This is a genomic window from Streptomyces sp. NPDC005492 (assembly GCF_040605995.1).
In the GTDB taxonomy this organism is placed as follows: Bacteria; Actinomycetota; Actinomycetes; order Streptomycetales; family Streptomycetaceae; genus Streptomyces.
Genome location: NZ_JBEXDX010000017.1, coordinates 159,849 through 179,900, shown reverse-complemented (window position 1 = coordinate 179,900; position 20,052 = coordinate 159,849). Strand labels below are relative to the sequence as shown.

The 20,052-nt window shown below is 68.4% G+C and carries 15 protein-coding genes and 1 pseudogene; 13 read left to right on the top strand and 3 right to left on the bottom strand.

The window, feature by feature from the left end; genetic code table 11:
• The 4 genes and pseudogenes from ABZT04_RS23760 to ABZT04_RS23745 all read left to right on the top strand — a co-directional run.
• Nucleotides 1–204, top strand: a pseudogene (locus ABZT04_RS23760) (hypothetical protein); the annotation flags it as partial.
• A gap of 30 nt (nucleotides 205–234) precedes the next feature.
• The gene (locus tag ABZT04_RS23755) at nucleotides 235–978 is read left to right on the top strand and encodes a VOC family protein (RefSeq protein ID WP_356058958.1); all 744 of its coding nucleotides are present in this window, start codon (nucleotides 235–237) and stop codon (nucleotides 976–978) included.
• A 399-nt stretch (nucleotides 979–1,377) separates the two neighbouring features.
• Nucleotides 1,378–2,733: a magnesium transporter gene (mgtE, locus tag ABZT04_RS23750; RefSeq protein ID WP_356058957.1), complete on the top strand. Its 1,356-nt coding sequence runs from the start codon at nucleotides 1,378–1,380 to the stop codon at nucleotides 2,731–2,733.
• Nucleotides 2,734–2,888: 155 nt separating this feature from the next.
• Nucleotides 2,889–3,053: a hypothetical protein gene (locus ABZT04_RS23745; RefSeq protein ID WP_356058956.1), complete on the top strand. Its 165-nt coding sequence runs from the start codon at nucleotides 2,889–2,891 to the stop codon at nucleotides 3,051–3,053.
• Nucleotides 3,054–3,152: 99 nt separating this feature from the next.
• Here ABZT04_RS23745 and ABZT04_RS23740 read toward each other — a convergent pair whose 3' ends face one another.
• Entirely contained in the window at nucleotides 3,153–3,503 is a 351-nt protein-coding gene (locus ABZT04_RS23740) for a hypothetical protein (RefSeq protein WP_356058955.1), read from the bottom strand.
• Nucleotides 3,494–4,402 carry a hypothetical protein gene (locus ABZT04_RS23735; RefSeq protein ID WP_356058954.1) on the bottom strand — a complete coding sequence of 303 codons (909 nt, stop codon included), beginning with the start codon at nucleotides 4,400–4,402 and terminating at the stop codon, nucleotides 3,494–3,496. The genes ABZT04_RS23740 and ABZT04_RS23735 overlap by 10 nt, the downstream gene beginning before the upstream one ends.
• 430 nt (nucleotides 4,403–4,832) lie before the next feature.
• Between ABZT04_RS23735 and ABZT04_RS23730 the strand changes: the two genes are divergently transcribed.
• The 5 genes from ABZT04_RS23730 to ABZT04_RS23710 all read left to right on the top strand — a co-directional run bounded on the left by ABZT04_RS23730 (nucleotide 4,833) and on the right by ABZT04_RS23710 (nucleotide 13,573).
• Complete coding sequence (locus tag ABZT04_RS23730) at nucleotides 4,833–5,210, top strand: hypothetical protein (protein ID WP_356058953.1); 378 nt, start codon at nucleotides 4,833–4,835, stop codon at nucleotides 5,208–5,210.
• 165 nt (nucleotides 5,211–5,375) lie between these two features.
• Nucleotides 5,376–6,263: a hypothetical protein gene (locus ABZT04_RS23725; RefSeq protein ID WP_356058952.1), complete on the top strand. Its 888-nt coding sequence runs from the start codon at nucleotides 5,376–5,378 to the stop codon at nucleotides 6,261–6,263.
• Between the two features lie 78 nt (nucleotides 6,264–6,341).
• Nucleotides 6,342–7,727 carry a carbohydrate-binding protein gene (locus ABZT04_RS23720; protein WP_356058951.1) on the top strand — a complete coding sequence of 462 codons (1,386 nt, stop codon included), beginning with the start codon at nucleotides 6,342–6,344 and terminating at the stop codon, nucleotides 7,725–7,727.
• Nucleotides 7,728–7,964: 237 nt separating this feature from the next.
• Nucleotides 7,965–11,525 (top strand): choice-of-anchor D domain-containing protein, encoded by a 3,561-nt coding sequence (locus ABZT04_RS23715; RefSeq protein WP_356058950.1) that lies wholly within the window; start codon nucleotides 7,965–7,967, stop codon nucleotides 11,523–11,525.
• Nucleotides 11,526–11,596: 71 nt separating this feature from the next.
• On the top strand, nucleotides 11,597–13,573 hold the full coding sequence (locus ABZT04_RS23710; protein ID WP_356058949.1) for a discoidin domain-containing protein: 1,977 nt from the start codon (nucleotides 11,597–11,599) through the stop codon (nucleotides 13,571–13,573).
• Between the two features lie 8 nt (nucleotides 13,574–13,581).
• Here the strand turns inward: ABZT04_RS23710 and ABZT04_RS23705 are convergent, their stop codons facing one another.
• A complete protein-coding gene (locus ABZT04_RS23705; RefSeq protein WP_356058948.1) occupies nucleotides 13,582–14,613 on the bottom strand; it encodes a glycoside hydrolase family 43 protein in 1,032 nt (343 codons plus the stop codon).
• A 144-nt stretch (nucleotides 14,614–14,757) separates the two neighbouring features.
• Between ABZT04_RS23705 and ABZT04_RS23700 the strand changes: the two genes are divergently transcribed.
• From ABZT04_RS23700 to ABZT04_RS23685, 4 genes are all read left to right on the top strand, one after another.
• Entirely contained in the window at nucleotides 14,758–16,575 is a 1,818-nt protein-coding gene (locus tag ABZT04_RS23700; protein WP_356058947.1) for an ABC transporter ATP-binding protein, read from the top strand.
• 202 nt (nucleotides 16,576–16,777) lie between these two features.
• The gene (locus tag ABZT04_RS23695) at nucleotides 16,778–18,133 is read left to right on the top strand and encodes an extracellular solute-binding protein (protein ID WP_356058946.1); all 1,356 of its coding nucleotides are present in this window, start codon (nucleotides 16,778–16,780) and stop codon (nucleotides 18,131–18,133) included.
• Entirely contained in the window at nucleotides 18,130–19,128 is a 999-nt protein-coding gene (locus ABZT04_RS23690; protein WP_356058945.1) for a sugar ABC transporter permease, read from the top strand. Before ABZT04_RS23695 ends, ABZT04_RS23690 begins: the two co-directional genes overlap by 4 nt.
• Complete coding sequence (locus ABZT04_RS23685; RefSeq protein WP_356058944.1) at nucleotides 19,125–20,024, top strand: carbohydrate ABC transporter permease; 900 nt, start codon at nucleotides 19,125–19,127, stop codon at nucleotides 20,022–20,024. The genes ABZT04_RS23690 and ABZT04_RS23685 overlap by 4 nt, the downstream gene beginning before the upstream one ends.
• Nucleotides 20,025–20,052 lie beyond the last annotated feature (28 nt).

The following is a 20,052-nucleotide window of genomic DNA, read 5'->3' as shown; positions in this document are numbered from 1 at the left end:
AGGCGGCACTTGTATGCCGAGGTCGCGCGGGCCGTCGTACCCACCGACGGCCGCACCCCCGAAGAGGTCACCCAAGCCGTCCTGGACGCACTGGACGGTCGCGAGGTGGACGAAATCGACGCGGACGGCTCAACGAATGGAAGGAACAAGCGAGTTGACCGCGCTGACTGGAGCCCTGGCTTGCGGCACAGCCACTCTGGGTGAAGATCGATCGTTGTGACCCGAGGAGAACCGATGAAGATCACTCGTCACCCTGCTGGTGCACCCTGCTGGGCGGATCTCGACACCCCCGACGTCGCCTCCGCCCGCACCTTCTACAGCACCCTTCTGGGCTGGGAGGCCCTCGAACTACCCAGCGGATACGTGAACTTCGCGCTGCGGGGAGAGAAGATCGTGGGCGCGGTCAAGCTCAGGGAAGGTCAGGAGCACTCGGCCGGCTGGAGCGTCTACTTCATGTCGGACGACCTGAACGCGACGACCAAGGCCGTCGAGGAGGCCGGCGGCCGTGTGGTGAGTCCGCCCGCGAAGGTGTCGGTCGCCGGTAGCGCGGCTGTCTACGAGGCCCCGGACGGCGCGGTGTTCGGCGCCTGGGAGCCGGACAAGCACCCCGGCTCCGGACTGGTGCGCGAGCCCGGCGCGCTGTCCTGGTTCGGACTGAGCACACCGGACGTCGACGGTGCCAAGGCGTTCTACGCCCAGGTCTTCGGCTGGACCGCGGCCGTACCTCCGGCCGGAGGCGCCGTGGCTCATCTGACCTTCGTCGGCGGAGTCGCGGAGTTCGGCGGTATCACGAGCGGATCCGTGGGCGCCGGCTGGACCCTGTACTTCGGTGTCGCGGATGTGGACGCGGCCTCCGCCGCGGCGGTCGCGCTGGGCGGCGCTGTCGTGTCCGGGCCCATCGGTGCGCCTGGCCTCGGACGTGTCGCCGTACTGAAGGACCCGGCGGGTGTGACCTTCGCCCTCGTCCAGCACGCCTGACGAACCGCAGGCCGCCCCGGTGGGTCCGTGCACCCCGCCGGGGCGTCGCCGTACATGGGGGTGCTTCTCCTGCCCGACGCCTTGCTGATCGTCTGCACGCATCCTTCATGCGACTCGTCCGATACGGAAGAAACCCCTCAGATCAGCCGTACGGCTCGCGTGCGCCGGATGCCGCACGGACGATCTGCCTGTCGGTCCAGGACGTTCGTCAGCGGAAGAAGGAGGTGGTTCGCCGTGCAGAGCGAACCTCCGAGTCAGTCCCCGCGCACCGTTGCCCCTCGCCCACGCGGGCCGTGACAGCTCACGGCTGAACCTCGTCAGGGCGGTGACGGGCTCCGGTGTGCGCCTTCGAGCAGGAGAGCATGCCCCTTCCCTCCGTCCCGCCGAGGTGACCTTGCCATGACATCTGTCCAGCTGCCCGACGAGCTGCCCACCGAGCTCCAGGACGCCCTGGAACGGCACGACCTGCGCGATGCACAGCACCTGCTGGGCCGACGCCCTCCGCATGTGATCGCCGACGATCTGGCCCGGATGGACACCGTGGACGCGGTCGTCGCGTTCCGGCTGCTGGGCAAGGACCAGGCCATCGAGGTGTTCGAGGAACTGGAACCCGTGGATCAACAGGCCATTCTGATGGGGCTGCGGGACGTGGCGTTCCGCGAACTGGTCGAGGAGTTGGACCCCGACGACAGAGTGCGCATGCTGCGCGAGGCGCCCGCCAAGGTGGTCCGGCGGGTCCTGGCGGGGCTCAGCACGCACGAGCGCCAGGTGACCGCGGCTCTGCTCGGCTACCCGGAAGGCTCGGTCGGCCGCTACATGACACCCGAAGTCGTAGCCCTCGACGGACAGTCGACAGTGAGGCAGGCACTCCAACGGGTCCGGACCAAGGGTGCGGACGCCGAGACCGTCTACACCCTGCCAGTCGTGGACTCCGGACGTCGCCTGACCGGCGTGGTCACCCTGCGTGAGCTGGTGCTCAGCTCGCCGGACGACAACGTCACGGACCACGTCGTCACCGGCGCCGCCCGCGCGTACGCCGCCGATTCCGCCGAGGGCGCCGCGCGCCTGATGCGCGAGACCAACGCCCTGGCTCTGCCCGTCGTCGACAGCGAGGAGCGGCTCGTGGGGTTGCTCACCATCGACGACGCGGTCGAGGTCATCGAGGAGGCGGACACGGAGGATGTCGTGCTGCAGTCCGGGGCAGCTCCCTGGATGGGGCACTACATGGCGGCGTCCGTCTGGCAACTGGCGCGGTACCGGGTCGTGTGGCTGTTGCTTCTGCTGCTGGCCGCGACCCTCACCGTGACCGTGACAGAGGCTTTCGAGACCACGCTCGAGAAGGCCACCCAACTGGCCATGTTCATCCCGCTGTTGATCGGCACCGGCGGCAATGCGGGAGCGCAGGCGGCCACCGCCGCGGTACGGGCGCTGGCCGTGGGCGAAGTGCGCGTCTCCGATCTGCCGGCGGTCATCTGGCGCGAGTGCAGGGTGGGCGTGGTGCTGGGCACGATGCTGGCCACCCTCGGGATGGTGCTGGGCACGCTGTTCGTCGGCGCACAGATCGCCGTCGTGGTTGGCATCACCCTGGTGATCATCTGCGGCTGGGCGGCGACGGTCGGTGGCGCCATGCCCCTGTTGGCCAAACGCCTCCACATCGACCCCGCGGTGGTGTCGGCTCCGATGGTGACGACCCTGGTCGATGCCACGGGACTGGTGATCTACTTCCTCACCGCCCGTACGGTTCTGGGCATTTGACCGGATGGGCAGGGCCGGGGTGGAGTGCGGTGGTGCCGCTGGATCCACTTTCCGGGACCGGCCTGCCCTTGACGGGGCAGAAGCTCTGGGTTTCCGGGGAGCGCTGGACGCGAGGAACAGGGCGCAAAATCCGGACCAGCGGTGTTTACACGGCCATGCGGCACCACGGTCTGGACGCGCACATCAGGGTGGAGCGGGGCAACAACACCGAGGCGGCCGGCGAGCGCGCCGCCGGCCACCTCCTTGACGCGGGCGAACTGCCCACCGCCGTGGTCGCGTTCAACGACCAGAGCGCGCCGAGGAATAGAGCAGGCGCTTAGAAGGCACCTGCTCTGTCTCGGTGGCGACAGTCGAGGGTCGCGTTCGCTCACCGGCAGAGGTGAGCCCCTCGGTTGCCCAGGTGATGCTCGGTCATCACGTCAGCCGGGTGATTCGGCGGCGGCCGCCCCCCGACGATCGAACCAGAGCGCTATTTCGGCCACGGTGGTCACGATCAGCAGCACCAGGCAGCACGCGAAGCCGATCAGTCCGGCCTCCAGCCAGTAGATCCCACGCCAGTCCATGCACTCCAGGGCCGGTGAGCAGCCGACGGTTCCGGGGCTGATCTGCGGTCCCTTCTCGTGGTATCCGATGAGGGGGCAGGACAGCGAGATGACGGTGGCGGCGGACAGCAGGCACCACCGGATCCGCCGTGTTCCCCACCACGACACGATCCAGCCGACGATGGTCACCGCCGGCAGGATCCACACGTATCCACTGACTATTGCCACACTGCATCGGTCCGTGACATCGAGTTCCGGCCGGTCTGCCGTTGGGTGACGTGGTTGCCCGTGTCGATCAGCCCCACCAAGGGGTGCTTGATGGTCGGCAGATCGCCCGCCGGCTTCCGTGTCGTCACCTCCAGGCTCAGATCGAGCCGGTCACCTGACTTGAGCTTCACCGTTGTGCTCCACTTGGTGTCGAACAGCGACGTGGTCCGGGTGCGCGAGAGGAGTCGTACACCGGCGTCGTGCGCTGTGTGATTGAGCCGGGCGTCGGCGATTTTGACGTCGCTCACGATCTGGGGGTCCAACGCCACGGAGAAGGACGCGGTTGCGGGGACGGGGCCCGGTCCGACGCTCTGCACCGTGACCTGAACCGGATAGTAGTACCACCGCTTTCCGTTCCCCCGCTCGCGGCGGCCCCAGACACCGCTGACCTCAAGGCCCCATGGTGTGGCGACGCCGCCGAACGTGCTCGGCCGGTGCGGCTGAAGGCTCCGCCGACCGCTCGCCTTTGCGTTCTTCCGGCTCAGGGCGGCGGTCGCGTCCGCGGGCCCGACAACGAGATCGCGCGGATAGAGCACGGGGTAGGCGGTTCCCACGACGACCACCGGATCAATGCCCGCGGCGACGGCTTCGGCGAGGGTGACCGTGCAGGTCGCGAGCGTCGTCTTGCGGTCGGTGGTGATCGTGCTGGTCGTGCGCAGTCGGCGGTCGTCGACGGTGGCCACCGCGGTGGGCAGCGGGGAGTAGAGCCGAGGGTCGTAGGTGACGGTCACTTCGGTCCCGGCCGGAAGACTCGCGCCCGCGTGCTGGACCCGGACGGCCAACTGTCTGGGGAACGCCGCCGGTTGGACACCGACGCCGGGAAGGACCGCGACCGGGCTCGCACCGACCGGGACCAGCACCACGTCGCCTCGGAATGACCGGCCATGTCAGCCCTAGGTGTCACAGGCCAGCCGGTGTTACCAGAGCCTGGCCGACCCCGAAGCACCGGTGGCTTCAAACGACCTATCCGACGGCGAACCCCCTCCGCCTCGGTGCTCCATCGGCCAGGCGCGGAGCGCCTGGCGGCCGAGCTACGACCGCGAGTGGTGTCCCCGGCGGGTGAACCGTGGCCGTCGCCGAGAAGTGGGGACCAGTTGGGGACCACACGACGTGGGCGATGGTGCACGAGGGAGCCTTCTCTGCACGTCGTGCGTCCTGGTTAAGTCTGTTATGTCGAGAAAATACCCTCGACGCTCACTCCTGGGGGTCAAGGGGGTCGCAGGTTCAAACCCTGACCGCCCCTCCCACGCCGCGCCGCCGACTCCTCGCGCCCCGCCGTATCGTCGATACATGGGCATCACCGCTTCACCCCGTGTCCTCGTCATCGGGCTCGATCCACGTCGGGTGCCCGGGCCGTGGGATCCCGAGCCGGTGGTCGAGGCGATCGAGGCGGGACTGGCCAAGTTCGCCGAACACGGCGTGGGCGTGGAGAGCTGTCTGTTCGGCCTCGACGGAAGCGACGACGTGGACGAGGTCGTCGGGGACGCGTTGCGCGCCCATCCCTGGGAGTGCGTCACCATCGGCGGTGGTCTGCGCCACTCGGACGATCAAGTCGAACTCCTTGAGCGAGTGATCAACCTGGTTCGGCGGCACGCACCGGATGCGGCCATCGCGTTCAACAGCAGCCCGGCCACCACCTATGAGGCCGCTGCCCGTTGGCTCGCCTGACGGCAGCACGGTGATGTTCGAGCCATCTTGCAATTGCGCGGCTTCGTGAGAATCTTGCAGCGGGCTGCGTATTTCATTCTTTACTTCGTCGGAATCTAGCGGGCCGCATGCGGGCTCTGTACGGTCGGGGCGCCGGTTTCCCCCCACCCCGTGATGGAGCAGCAGATGCTGACGATCTCCAGACCCCCGCGACTGACGGTGGCTGTCGTGGCCGCGGTCGGCGCGATATGTGTGTCCCTTCCACCGGCGGCCGCCACAACGGCCGCCGCCGCACGGCCCGCGGCCGTGGGTGCGACGACGCCGTTCAGGATCTACGAGGCCGAGGCGGGAACTCCCGCCGAAGGCGCGGCTGTTCGGTCGCTGACCTCGGCGCCGACGACGCAGTACTCAAGCGCCGCCCTGGAGGCTTCGGGCCATTCCTATGTCCACCTGGACGGCACCGGCCAGTCGGTGCAGTGGACCAACACCACCGGCCGGCCGATCTCCTTCCTCAACGTCCGCGCGAGCATCCCGGATTCGGCGACCGGCGGCGGTGTCACCGGCACACTGAACCTCTACGTCGACGGCGTGTTCCGGCAGGCACTGCACCTCAACTCGAAGCAGAGCTGGGTGTACGAGGGCAACGGCAACTACAACACGAGTGACAACCAGAACCCGGCCGACGGCGACCCGAGGGTCTTCTGGGACGAGTCGCACACCTTCGTCGCCGGGTCCCCGATCCCGGCGGGCGCCACGTTCTCGCTGCGCAAGGACGCCGACAACAGCGCGTCCTTCTACGACGTGGACTCCCTCGACGTGGAGAACCCGCCGGCGCCGAGGGCACAGCCGGCTAACTCGATCTCGATCACGAGCTGCGGTGCGGTGGCGGACAACACCCCGACCAACGGCGCGGCCGACAGCCGGTCAGTGGACAGCCGGGCCGCCATCCAGACCTGCATCGACCAGGCTCAGTCGCAGGGCAAGACCCTGTGGATCCCGCAGGGCACCTTCTATGTGAAGGGCACCGAGGGACTGAGCGCACACGGCATCACCATCGCGGGCGCCGGCCTGTGATACAGCACGATCTACCGTGACGTCCCGGTCCCCAACAGCACACCGCTGGCAGCCCTGTTCGACCTGACGTCGTGCACGGTGCGTGACTTCCACATCGACGCCAACGCCGTCAGCCGCAGCACCGTCGGCGGGGACGGCGGCGCGATGGACACCACCGGCACCGACTGGCTGGCCGACGGCATCTGGACCCAGCACACCATGTCCGGCTTCTGGGCCTCCGGCACCGGCGGGACGGTACGGAACAGCAGGCTGACGTCGATCTGGGCGGACGGCATCAACGTCAACAACGTGTCGCTGGGCGCGGACACCGGCAACGACCTGACGGTCACCAACAACTTCGTGCGCGGCACCGGCGACGACGCGATCGCCATCAACTCGGTGAACTACAACACCAACAGCGACGGTTCCCAGACCTTCTACAAGCCGATGACCGATGTCACCGTCAGCGACAACACCTCAGTCGCGCCGTGGGGCGGCAAAGGTGTCGGGATCTACGGCGGCAGCGGTCATGTGGTCAGGAACAACTACATCAGCGACACCGCCCGTTACATCGGTCTGGGCGCCGGGCGCTTCGGCGTCAACGGCAGCGACCTGTTGTCCGCGACCGTCACCGGCAACACCGTCCTCCGCTCCGGCGGCAACGCCTACAGCCAGGGCCAACCCGCCCTGCACATAGGCAACGGCGGGGACGGGCAGAACACCGGGACCGTCGACAAGGTCACGGTCACCGGCAACACCGTCACCGACTCCCTCTACGACGGGATCGGCTTCTCCACCTCGACCAACACCCTGCTCCGGGACAACACCGTCAACAGCCCGGGCCGCAACGGCATCGCGATCTCGCCGCCCTTCTACCCCGCGCCCACCGGCTCCGCGACGATCACCGACAACACGGTCACCGGCCTCGACGCCGGCACCTCGGCCTTCGTCAACAACTCCACCGGTTTCATCGCGACGTTGAGCGACAACCACTGGCCACCGCCCGCTCCCGAAGGCCCCTACGGCGGCACCCCGGCCGCCGTGCCCGGCACGGTCCAGGCGGAGGACTACGACACCGGCGGCCAAGGGATCGCGTACAACGTCACCTCCGTCAACGGCAACGCCAACTCCTACCGCGCGGACGGCGTCGACCTGGACAACACCTCGGACGCCGGCGGCGGTTACAACCTGGGCTGGACCGGCGGCGGACAGTGGTTCCGCTACACCGTGGACGTCGCCACGGCCGGCACCTACACCCTCGACCTCCGCGTCGCGGCCCCGTCCGCGGTGACCGACGCGCTGCACCTGTCGGACGCGGCGGGCACCGACCTCACCGGAGCCGTCGACCTGGCCGCCACCGGCGACTGGCAGACCTGGTCCACCGTCACCACCCATGTGACCCTGCCCGCCGGCCGGCAGACCCTGACACTCCATCAGGACAACGGCGGCTGGAACATCAACCACCTCGCCTTCCTGACCGCCTGACCCCAACCCGCCCCACGACGCCGCCGGACGCTCCGTCCGGCGGCATCGTCATATGCGCGCGGCACCCGAGATCTTGCAGCCGTCATTTTTGTTTGTTGCAAAGTTCTGTCTAGTTATTGCGTGATCATGCCAAGGATATTACGGTCCCCCCTGCATCGTCGCCATCCCCTGCTTCCCCTCCCTCCTCGGCGGTGCCAGCGGAACAGTTCCGGCATTTCGTTATCAAAGGAGTGGCACGTGTTCCATTCCATCCGAGATCTGAGACGGACCCTCGTCTGCGCGGTCAGCACCGCGATGCTCGCCGCCGTCGGCGTCGTCGCCCTGGCCGTCTCACCCGCCGAGGCGGCGTCCACCGCCACGGGCGGCAGCGGCGCGAGCCTGCCCTACGTCGAGGTGCAGGCGGAGAACTCCGCCACCAACGGCACGTCCATCGGCCCGAGTTACACCCAGGGCCAGTTGGCCGACGAGGCGTCGTACCGCAAGGCGACGACGCTTCAGGGCACCGGCGAGTACGTCACCTTCACCACGCCGGTGGCGACCAACTCGATCAACTTCCGCTACAGCATCCCCGACACCTCGGGCGGCTCGGTCTACACCGCCGGGCTGTCCCTGTACATCAACGGCGTCAAGCAGCCCGACTTCACCCTGACCAACGCCTACAGCTGGTACTACGGCAGCTACCCCTTCACCAACACCCCGGGCAGCAACCCGCACCACTTCTACGACGAGGCCCACCGCCTGTTCTCCACCACCTATCCGGCGGGCACGACCTTCAAGCTCCAGGTCGACTCGGGGGACACCGCCTCCTCGTACACGATCGACTTCGCCGACTTCGAGCAGGTCGGCGCCGCCCTCACCGCGCCCTCCGGGTCGGTGTCGGTGACCAGCAAGGGCGCCGACCCGACCGGTGCGGCCGACGCGACCAGCGCGTTCAACTCCGCGATCAGCGCGGCCGGTTCGGGCGGCACGGTGTGGATCCCGCCGGGCACGTACAACATCCCCGGCCACATCAGCGTCAACAACGTCACGATCGCCGGCGCCGGCATGTGGTACTCGACCGTCACCGGCACGGCCCCAGGCTTCTACGGCAACTCGGCGCCCTCGGCCAGCACCAATGTGCACCTGCAGAACTTCGCCATCTTCGGCAATGTGCAGGAGCGCGACGACAGTGCCCAGGTCAACGGCATCGGTGGCGCGATGAGCAACTCCACCGTCTCCAGTGTGTGGATCGACCACATGAAGGTCGGCGCCTGGATGGACGGGCCGATGGACGGACTGACGTTCACCGGCATGCGCATCCGTGACACCACCGCCGACGGCATCAACTTCCACGGCGGCGTCACCAACTCGAAGGTGACCAACAGCGACATCCGCAACACCGGCGACGACGGCATCGCCACCTGGGCGGACTCCGCCATCGGAGCCGACGCCAACGACACGATCTCCGACAACACCGTGTCCCTGCAGATCCTCGCCAACGCCATCGCGATCTACGGCGGCCACGACAACACCGTCAGCGGCAACCGCGTGGTGGACACCGGCCTCGCCCAGGGCGGCGGCATCCACGTCGGGCAGCGCTTCACCTCGACACCGGTCGGCACCACCACCATCTCCGGCAACACCATGGTCCGGGCCGGCAGCCTCGACCCCAACTGGCAGTTCGGCGTAGGCGCGTTGTGGTTCGACGGCAGCCAGGGCGCGATCACCGGCCCCATCAACGTGACCAACGCCCTGATCCAGCAGAGCCCCTACGAAGCCGTCCAGTGGGTCGAGGGCACCATCAGCGGGGTCAACCTCAACAACGTGACCATCGCCGGCACCGGAACCTTCGCCCTTCAGGAACAGACCGGGGGCGCCGCCAAGTTCACCAATGTCACGGCCACCGGCGTCGGTTACTCCTCCCCGGTCTACAACTGCTCGGGCGGCAACTTCGTCGTCACCGACGGCGGCGGCAACTCCGGCATCAACGGCACGCCGTACTGCGGCGGTTGGCCCGCCCCGGTGTATCCGCCGTACCCGGCGGAAGGCGTGACGGCCACCCCCGGCGCGCTCAACTTCGGTTCGGTGGCGACCGGTTCGACCAGCGCCGCACAGACCGTGACGGTTTCCAACCCGACCAACACCGCCGCGTCCGTCTCGTCGATCTCCACCAGCGGCGACTACTCCCAGACCAACACCTGCGGTTCGTCGATCGCGGCGAACGGCTCGTGCACCGTCAGCGTCAAGTTCGCGCCGACCGCGACCGGCGGCCGTAGCGGATCCCTGACCGTCAACGCGGGCGGGACCACCAACACGGTCAGCCTCTCCGGTACCGGCACCGCGCCGGGCCCGGTGCTGAACACCGACCCGGCGAGCCTGTCCTTCGAGGGCACGGTGGTCGGCTCGTCGGCCACCGCGCAGACGGTCAAGGTGACGAACTCGGGCACCGCGTCGGCGACCGTCTCGGCTGTCGCGGCGACCGGTGACTTCAGCCAGACCAACAACTGCTCCACCCTCGCGGTCGGCGCCTCCTGCACGGTGACCGTCGGCTTCAAGCCCACCACGGGTGGCGCGCGCACCGGCAACCTGACCGTCACCAGCAACGCCAACAACAGCCCGACCGTCGTCGCCCTCACCGGCAGCGGCATCGACAGCACCACCAACATCGCCGCCGGGCGGCCGGCGACGGCGAGTTCGAGCAGCAGCCCATACGTCGCCTCGAACCTCACCGACCCGGACGCGTCGACCTACTGGGAGGGCACGCTCGGTTCGTTCCCGCAGTGGGCCCAGGTCGACCTCGGCCAGAACTACGGCGTCGGCAAGGTCGTCCTCAAACTCCCGCCGGCGGCTGCCTGGTCGACCCGCACGCAGACCCTGTCGGTGCAGGGATCCACGGACGGCTCCAGCTTCTCCACGATCAAGGCCTCGGCCGGGTACACCTTCGACCCGAGCGCCAACAACAACACGGCGACCATCACCTTCAGCAGTGCCACGACGAGATACGTACGGGTGAACATCACCGCCAACACCGGCTGGAACGCAGCCCAGTTGTCGGACTTCGAAGTCTTCCCCAGCGGCGGCGGCTCCTCACCGGCGACCCTGTCGGCCGGCCCGACGTCACTGACGTATCCCACCCAGGCGCTCAACACCAGCAGCAGCGCGCAGCCGGTCACGATCACCAACACCGGCACGGCCGCCGCGACTCTCTCCGGCATCACCGTCACCGGCGACTTCGCGCAGACCAACACCTGCGGGACGACGATCGCGGCGAACGCCTCCTGCACGGTGAACGTCACGTTCCGGCCCACCGCGTCCGGCACCCGCACCGGCGATCTCAGCATCGCCAGCAACGCGTCGAACGGCACGACCACGGTCGCACTGACCGGCACCGGCGCCGGCACGGCGAGCAGGAACCTGGCGGCCGGCGCCGCCACCACGGAGTCCAGCCACACCGACGTGTACTCGTCGTCGAACGTGACGGACGCCAACCAGGGCACCTACTGGGAGAGCGCCAACAACGCCTTCCCGCAGTGGGTCCAGGTCGACCTCGGTTCCGCGCAGAGCACGAGCCGCGTCGTCCTCCAACTCCCCGCAGGTTGGGGCGCCCGCAACCAGACGCTGTCCCTGTCGGGCAGCACCGACGGCGCGGCCTTCAACACCCTCAAGTCGTCGGCCACCTACACCTTCGACCCCACCACCAACAACACGGTGACCATCACGTTCACCGCGACCACCCAGCGATACCTCCGGGTGAACATCACGGCCAACAACGGCTGGCCGGCCGGGCAGATCTCCGAGTTCCAGGTCTGGAACACCTGACCTGACGTCATGGTGCCGCCGGGCGCGGACGCGCTCGCGCCCGGCGGCACCGACCACCGAGAGGAGTCGAGATGGGTGTCACACGAAGAGTCTTCTTGAGGGCAGCGATCGCGGCCACGGCGGTGGGAACCGCGGGGACGGCCGAGACCGCACTCGCCCCGACCGCGTCGGCGGCGAGCGGGCCGGGGGACGTGGTCGGCAAGATCAGCGTCGGCTACCAGGGTTGGTTCGCCTGCGTCGGCGACGGCGCCCCCATCAACGGCTGGTGGCACTGGAGCCAGGACTGGGGCCGCTCGCCGTCCCCGACCAACACGAACATCAAATGCTGGCCCGACGTACGTGAGTTCACGAGCACCTACCAGACCTCGTACGCGGCCCTCGGCAACGGCCGCCCCGCCGCGCTGTTCTCGTCGTACGACCAGCAGACGGTGAACACCCACTTCCTGTGGATGCAGCAGAACAACATCGACACCGCCGCCCTGCAACGCTTCAACCCCACCGGCGGCGAGGGCCCCACCCGCGACGCCATGGCGACCAAGGTGCGCGCGGCCGCCGAGTCGTACGGGCGGAAGTTCTACATCATGTACGACGTCTCCAACTGGACGAACATGCAGTCCGAGATCAAGACGGACTGGACGGCCAAGATGTCGGCGCACACGGCGAGTTCGGCCTACGCGAAGCAGAACGGCAAGCCGGTCGTCTGCATCTGGGGCTTCGGCTTCAACGACCCCAACCACCCCTTCACCCCCGACGCCTGCCTCGACGTCGTCAACTGGTTCAAGGGACAGGGGTGTTACGTCATCGGCGGCGTCCCACGCGAATGGCGGACGGGCACCGGGGGCTCGCAACCCGGCTTCCTCGGCGTCTACCACGCCTTCGACATGATCTCGCCGTGGATGGTCGGCGCCATCGGCAACGTTACCGAGGCCGACAACGCCTACGCCACCTACACCGTCCCCGATCAGGCCGACTGCAACGCCAACGGCATCGACTACCAGCCCTGCGTCCTGCCCGGCGACGTCTCCGGCCGGCAGCGCGCCCACGGCGACTTCATGTGGCGGCAGTTCTACAACGTGGTGCGGGCCGGGGTGCAGGGCATCTACATCTCGATGTTCGACGAGTTCAACGAGGGCAACCAGATCGCCAAGACCGCCGAGACCCAGGACTGGGTGCCCACCGACTCAGGGTTCCTCGCCCTCGACGAGGACGGCACCCCCTGCTCCGCCGACTACTACCTCCGGCTGACCGGCGACGGCGGCCGCATGCTCAAGGGCCAGCTCGCGCTGACTCCAACTCGCCCCACTCAGCCGGTGGTTCCGAGCGGCGGCGACACCACACCGCCGACCGCGCCGAGTGCTCTGACCGTCACCGGGCACACCAGCGACTCCGTCTCGCTGACCTGGAACCCGTCGACCGACAACGCCGGCGTGACCGGCTACCGCGTCCTGCGGGTCTCCGGTTCGACCAGCACCCAGGTGGGCACCACCGGCTCAACCTCGTTCACCGTCACCGGACTTGGCGCGTCCACCGCGTACACCTTCGACGTCGTCGCCGTCGACGCGGCGGGCAACGTGTCCCAGCCCTCCAACCAGGCCACCGTCACCACCGACCCGCCGTCCAGCACCACCAACCTCGCGCTCCACCGGCCCACTTCGGAGAGCAGCCACACCCAGACCTACGCCTCGGGCAACGCGACCGACGGCGACACCACCACCTACTGGGAGTCCGCCAACAACGCCTTCCCGCAATGGATCCAGGTCGATCTGGGTGCCACCACGACCGCCGTCAAACGGATCGTCCTTCACCTTCCCCCGGCGACGGCCTGGGCCACTCGCACCCAGACCATCTCCGTCCAGACCGGCACGGACGGCAGCACCTTCACCCAGCAACTCGCCCCGGCGGGCCACACCTTCGACCCGGCGACCGGCAACACCGCGACCCTCACGCTCCCCGCAACCGTCAACGCCCGGTACGTCCGCCTCATCTTCACCGCCAACACCGGCTGGCCGGCCGGGCAGGTCTCGGAGTTCCAGGTCTTCGGTGCCTGAAGCCCGGGTCAGCCGCCGCCATCGAGATCCGTGCGCTGCCGCACCACCCGCAACTCGTCGCCCAACAGCTCCACTTCGTACAGCTTGCCGCGCGCGTTCTCGAACGGGCGGTGCAGGATCATCATCAACCGGCTCTCGAACGTGCGGAACAGCATGCCGTGGCCGCTGTCCTCCCGTACCAGCGGCGGGAGTTGGCGCCACGGCCCGGTGATCTCCCCGGACTCCGAGACGGCGTACGTCTGCACATAACCGCCGCCCATGGTGCCTTCCCGGCCGGTCCTGTTCTTCTCGTACGTCGACCACAGCATCAGCAGGGAGCCGCCGGGGGTGCGGTACACCTGCGGGCCGTCCGTGACGTAGGGCGGGAGCTGGTGCGGTACGCCGGCCGGGATCTCCTCGGTGATCCACGACGCGTCCGACGCCTTGAAGAGGAGGACAGGATCGCCGACCGTCCCGGTCAGGTCGGTAGCCAGCCGGACCGCTTCCATCGTCCCGTCGACGGTCTGCAGCCACTCGTGCGCGTACACCATCCACGGCTGCCCGGCCGGGTCCACGTACAACGTGCCGTCCAGGCACATGAGGTGGCGGGGTGTGGTGGGGCGCGTGGGGTCGACCGCCGTGAAGGGGCCCAGCAGGGATTCGGACACGGCCGTGATCGTGCCGCGCAGATGGTTCGCGAGCTGGAACGGCGTGCCCCAGCGGCCGGCCGGCGGCACCTGCAGCGGGCTGTTCTCGTCGTGCAGTGTGGTGAAGAGGTGGTACCTGCCGTTCCAGGCGTGCACCTCCGGCGCCCAACCGCCCTCCGTCGCCCAGAGGTCGGGCTGCTGAGCTGCCAGGAACACCACCACCGGACGCGTCCACTCGCGCAGGTCGTGGCTGCGGTAGACCATCGTGCCGACGCCCTCCACGCCCGACACCGAAGGGTCGTTGGAGGTGTAGAGGTGGTAGGTGCGGGTCCCCTCGTCGGCCACGACGAACGGGTCGTGCAACGGCATGTCGGGAAGCCGCATCGGCTCGCTCAGATCTGGATCGGTCGCCATGCTGTCACCGTAGGGCCCCACAAATCCCGTCCGCATCACCGCTGTTGAGGGAAAAACGCTTGGACCGCGCGGGTGCCGGCGCGGGACACTGCCCACTCCTGGCCTGCCCTTCTGCGGGCTGCCGGACGACTTCACGGGGTGGGGATGGGATCGCCTGAATCGCGCGACACCGGGCCGCGCCGGGGCTCGGTGCTGCTCGCTCTGCGCTACTACGGACGGGAGTTGACCCGACTGCGCCGGTGGACCGCGCCCGCCACACTGCTGCCGGCGCTGGGCAACATCGGCATCAACTACATCGCGCCGCTGATCGTGGCCAAGCTCGTCGCACGGATCGCCGGTGACACGGGCATCGGGGTCCGCGCGACGCTGCCGTACGTCCTCGGGTTCGCCGGTGTCCTGCTGCTCGCCGAACTGCTGTGGCGGCTCGGACTGCACTGCCTGAACCGGCTGGACGCGCTCGGCATCGAGCACCTGTATGTGATCGGCATGGACGAACTCTTCGCCAAGGACGCCGCGTTCTTCCACGACAACTTCGCCGGTTCCCTGACCAAGCGGGTGCTGAGCTTCGCCTCGCGCTTCGAGGAGTTCGTCGACACGATGACCTTCCAGGTCGTCGGCAGCCTGGTGCCGCTGCTGTTCGGCTCCGTCGTGCTGTGGCGCTACGAACCGCTGCTGGTCGTGGGCCTGTTGGCGATGATCGCGCTCACCGCCCTGGTCGTCGCGCCGCTCATCCGGCGCCGGCAGGCACTCGTGGACGAGCGCGAGGAGGCCATCGCCCGGGTGTCCGGTCATGTCGCCGACAGCCTGATGAACATGGACACGGTCCGCGCGTTCGCCGCCGAGGAACGCGAGGCCGCCGAACACCGCTCCCGCGTCGCCCGGTCGCGGCGGCTCACCCTCCGCTCCTGGGACTACGGCAACCTGCGCATCGACACCCTGGTCGCGCCACTGTCCGTGTTCACCAACGCGCTGGGGCTGCTGCTCGCCGTCGCGCTCGGCGGCGGAACACACGGCGTGGAGTCGGTGGTTGTCGCCTTCACGTACTACAGCAACGCCACCCGGATCATGTTCGAGTTCAACCAGATCTACCGTCGGCTGGAGAGCTCGATGACCGAGGCCGCGCAGTTCACCGAACTGCTGCTGGCCCCGCCCACCGTGGTCGACCCGCCCTCCCCGGAACCGCTGCGGTCGCGGGGCGCGGACGTCCGCTTCGAGAAGGTGACCTTCGCCCACGCGGGCGCGGACACCCTCTTCGACGGGCTCGACCTCACCGTGCCCAGCGGCACCAAGATCGGCCTCGTCGGCCGGTCCGGCGGCGGCAAGACCACGCTCAGCCGGCTGCTGCTGCGGATGACGGACATCGACGCCGGCCGCATCCTGATCGGGGGACAGGACATCAGCAGACTGCGCCAGGCCGATCTGCGCAGTCTGATCGCCTACGTCCCGCAGGACCCCGCGATGTTCCACCGCACCCTGCGGGAGAACCTCACGTTCGCCCGGCCCGACGCCACCGACGCCGAGGTCCGGCGGGCGGCCGAGGCGGCGCACGTCACCGAGTTCGCCGACGCCCTCCCGGACGGCTTCGAGACGATGGTGGGGGAGCGCGGGATCAAGCTGTCCGGCGGGCAGCGCCAACGGGTCGCGCTGGCCCGGGCCATCCTGCGCGACGCGCCGATCCTGCTGCTCGACGAGGCCACCAGCGCCCTCGACTCCGAGAGCGAGCTCCTCGTCCAGGAGGCGCTGTGGCGGCTCATGGAGGGGCGCACGGCACTCGTCGTCGCTCACCGGCTGAGCACCGTCGCCGGCATGGACAAGCTGGTCGTCCTCGACCGCGGCCGGATCGTCGAACAGGGCACGCACCAGGAGCTGTTGGCGGCCGAGGGCGCCTACGCGAAGCTGTGGCAGCACCAGTCGGGCGGCTTCCTCGACGACAGCGCGGAGCAGGCCGCCGACCTGCGTTGACGGTGCGAACACCGGCCCGGATCACGGGACTTGAGCCACGTGTGGCCGACAACCGGTTTCTAGCAAACGGTGTTCCACGCCTGTCTCGTCGAGGTTACCCAGTCTTTTCGAAAGTTCGCCCAAGGTCTTGACGCCGTTTCCGAGCCGGAAGAAGCTCTGCCCCAACGCGTGACAACCGGTTTCTATTGGAGGTGGTGCGGTCATGCACCCACGTGCTGGTGCCCCCCTGTGCCGCCGACGATTTCTCGCCGCCGCGGCGACCGGTGTCGCGACCGGCGCGGCGGCGCTGAGCGGCTGCGCCCTGCAGGTGGCCGGCGCCGCGAGCGGCGGTGGCGGCGAGAGCATCACGATGATGGTCAATCTCGACGACTTCTCCACGGACCTGGTCAAGCAGGCTCAGAAGGAGCTCGGTATCGAGATCATCGTGGTGAGGGACGACATCACCCGGCTGATCGCGATGCTCACCAACGGCAACCCGCCGGACCTGGTGCGCGGTGTCGGCGCCGTCGACGCGCCGTACCTCGCCGCCCGGGGAGTGGCGGAGGACCTGGACCCGTACTTCGCCAGGTCCTCCGTCCTCAAGGTCGAAGACCTGGACCCCGCCAACGACCTGTGGCGGTACGACGGCACCACCCAGGGCAAGGGCCCCCGTTACGGCATGGCGAAGGACTTCTCCCAGGACGCGATGTTCTGGTACAACACCTCGCTCTTCGACAAGGCGGGCGTCGACCATCCCGCCGAGACCGAGCCGATCACATACGAGGAGTGGCTGGACAACGCCAAGCGTCTGGTCCAGCGGAAGAACGGCCAGACCACCGTCTACGGCGGCAGTTACAACGGCGCCCTGGACCTCGGCATGCTGTTCACGAACCTGACGGCCGCCGCCGGAGGCAGCCTCTTCAACGAGGACTTCAGCCGGGTGGATTTCACCAGCCCCGAGGCCCGCAGGGCCCTGACCTGGTACGTGGACTACGCGAAGACCAAGGTCGGGCCCAGCCTCATCCAGCCCAACCCCGATGCGTGGGACGGGCCCACCTATGTCGCGAACCGGATGGCCATGTCCGGCAACGGCTATTGGCTGGGCGGCATGATCGATACGGTGCCGAAGGTGGCGGAGGTGTCCCGCCTCGCACCCGCCCCGGTCTTCGAGGGCTGCCCGCGGCTCAGCTCCTGCCAGGCCGCCACGGGCCTGTGGATGCCGAAGAAGGCGCGCAACAAGGACGCCGCCTGGCGGGTCTTCGAGTGGTTCTTCGGCGAGGGGCCGGCCAAGGTCCACGCGGAGAGCGGCTGGGGGATACCGAGCCTGAAGTCGCTCCAGCCGCTGATGCCGCACAAGGAGGACTACCAGAAGCGTGCCCTGTCGGTGCAGAAGGCCGAGCTGGAGCACTTCTCGGTGACCCCCTTCACCCCCTACATCAAGACCGACGCCATGGTCGCCCTCATCAACCAGATCATTCCGGCCGCGGAGCACGGCCAGATCTCCGTCGACACCCTCGCGGGACGCCTCAACTCGTCCATCAACGAGCAGATGAAGCGCGGTAAGGAGCAGGTGGGATGAGAGTCGGCCAGATCCCCGAAGTCGCCGGGCGGCCCCGGTCCGTCCCGGGCACCGGCGCCGTACGCGCAGGCGGTCTGCCCCGGACCTCCATGACCGCGCGCCGGCACCGGGCGTTCTACATGTTCGCCTCACCCTGGATCGTCGGCTTCCTGCTGCTGACCATCGGCCCGATGGCGTACGCGCTGTGGCTGAGCTTCACCACGTTCGACGGGATCTCGCCCAACTGGCGCTACGTCGGGCTGGGCAACTACCAGGAGCTGCTCTCCGACCCGACGACCTGGCACTCGCTGGGACGTGCCGGCCTGTTCGCCGTGACCTCGGTTCCGCTGTCGATCGTCGCGGGGATGGCGCTCGCGGTCCTGGTCAACCGCCCGCTCAAGGCGCGCGGCCTGTGGCGCACCCTGCTCTATCTGCCGGCGGTGGTGCCGCCGGTGGGCGCGGGGCTCGTCTTCAAGCAGCTCTTCAACCGGGACTCCGGCGCCACCAACGGCGTCCTCCATCTGGTCGGCATCGACGCCGTCGCCTGGCTGGACGACCCGTACGCCCGCTACGTGATCCTGATGGCGGTGCTGTGGGCGGCCGGAAACATCATGATCATCTCGCTGGCCGGGCTTCAGGACGTGCCCCGCGAACTCCACGAGGCGGCACGGATCGACGGCGCGAGCGCCTGGCGGACCTTCCGCAGCATCACCGTGCCGCTGCTCTCGCCGGTCCTGCTCTTCCAGGCCGTGACCGGAATGATCGCCTCGGTCCAGACGATCATGCCCATGCTGCTCGCCGCGGACGCCAGCCCCAAGGGCGTCACCTCGATACCGCAGTCCAACTACATGTACATGATGCACGTGTTCGCGGAGTACTTCGCACTCGGCCGCTACGGCTACGGCTCCGCGCTCCTGTGGGTGCTCTTCGTCCTCATCCTCATCGTGACCGGCCTGATCTTCAGGTTCACCTCCGGTGTGGTGTTCTACAACGTCGACCCGGAGGCGAAGAAGTGACCGCCACCACCGTGACCTCCAAGGCACCCAAGACGCCCACGGGGCGCAAGGCCCGCGATTCCGGGGCCAGGGTGCGGGTGCGCACCACCCGTCTCATCCTCTACACCGTGCTCGTCGTGATCACCGGCCTGATGCTGGGACCCTTCGGCTGGCTGGTCATCACCGGTCTGAAGACCACACCCGAGCTCGCGGCCTCCCCGGTGCACTGGCTGCCGGACAAGATCCAGTGGCACAACTTCGCCGATGCCTTCTACCAGATCGACTTTCTCGGCTACGCCCGCAACTCCCTGATCATCGCCCTGATCTACGCCACCCTCGTCACCCTGAGTTCCGCCTGGGTCGGCTTCGGGTTCGCCCGCCTGTCCGCTCCGGGCAGGAAGACCCTGTTCGGGGTGCTGCTCGGCTCGATGATGCTGCCCCAGATGATCACGCTCTTCCCCACGTACCTCATCTTCGCGAAGCTCGGCATGGTCGACACCTACTGGCCCTGGGTCCTGTGGGGCCTGGCCGCCGCCCCGTATCTGGTCTTCCTCTTCCGGCAGTTCTTCGCCGGGCTGCCCCGGGAGCTGGAGGAGGCCGCCATCGTCGACGGCTGCGGCTACGCCGCAATCTTCTGGCGGATCTTCCTGCCGCAGTCCTGGCCGGTCCTGGCCGCGAGCTTCGTGATCGCCTTCACCTGGTCCTGGGGAGACTTCATCGCTCCCATGCTGCTCCTGTCCAGCGACCGCACCACGCTCTCCGTCGCCATCATGACCTCCTATGTGACGGAGGGCGGGATGCCGGTGAACAACCTCCTGGCGGCCGGCTCCGTGATGTACGTCGTCCCGATCCTGCTGGTCTTCCTCGTCGCACAGCGCGGTTTCGTCGCCGGCATGTCAACGACCGGCCTCAAGTAGCCGCACCGGCCGACCTGTCCAGGTTTCC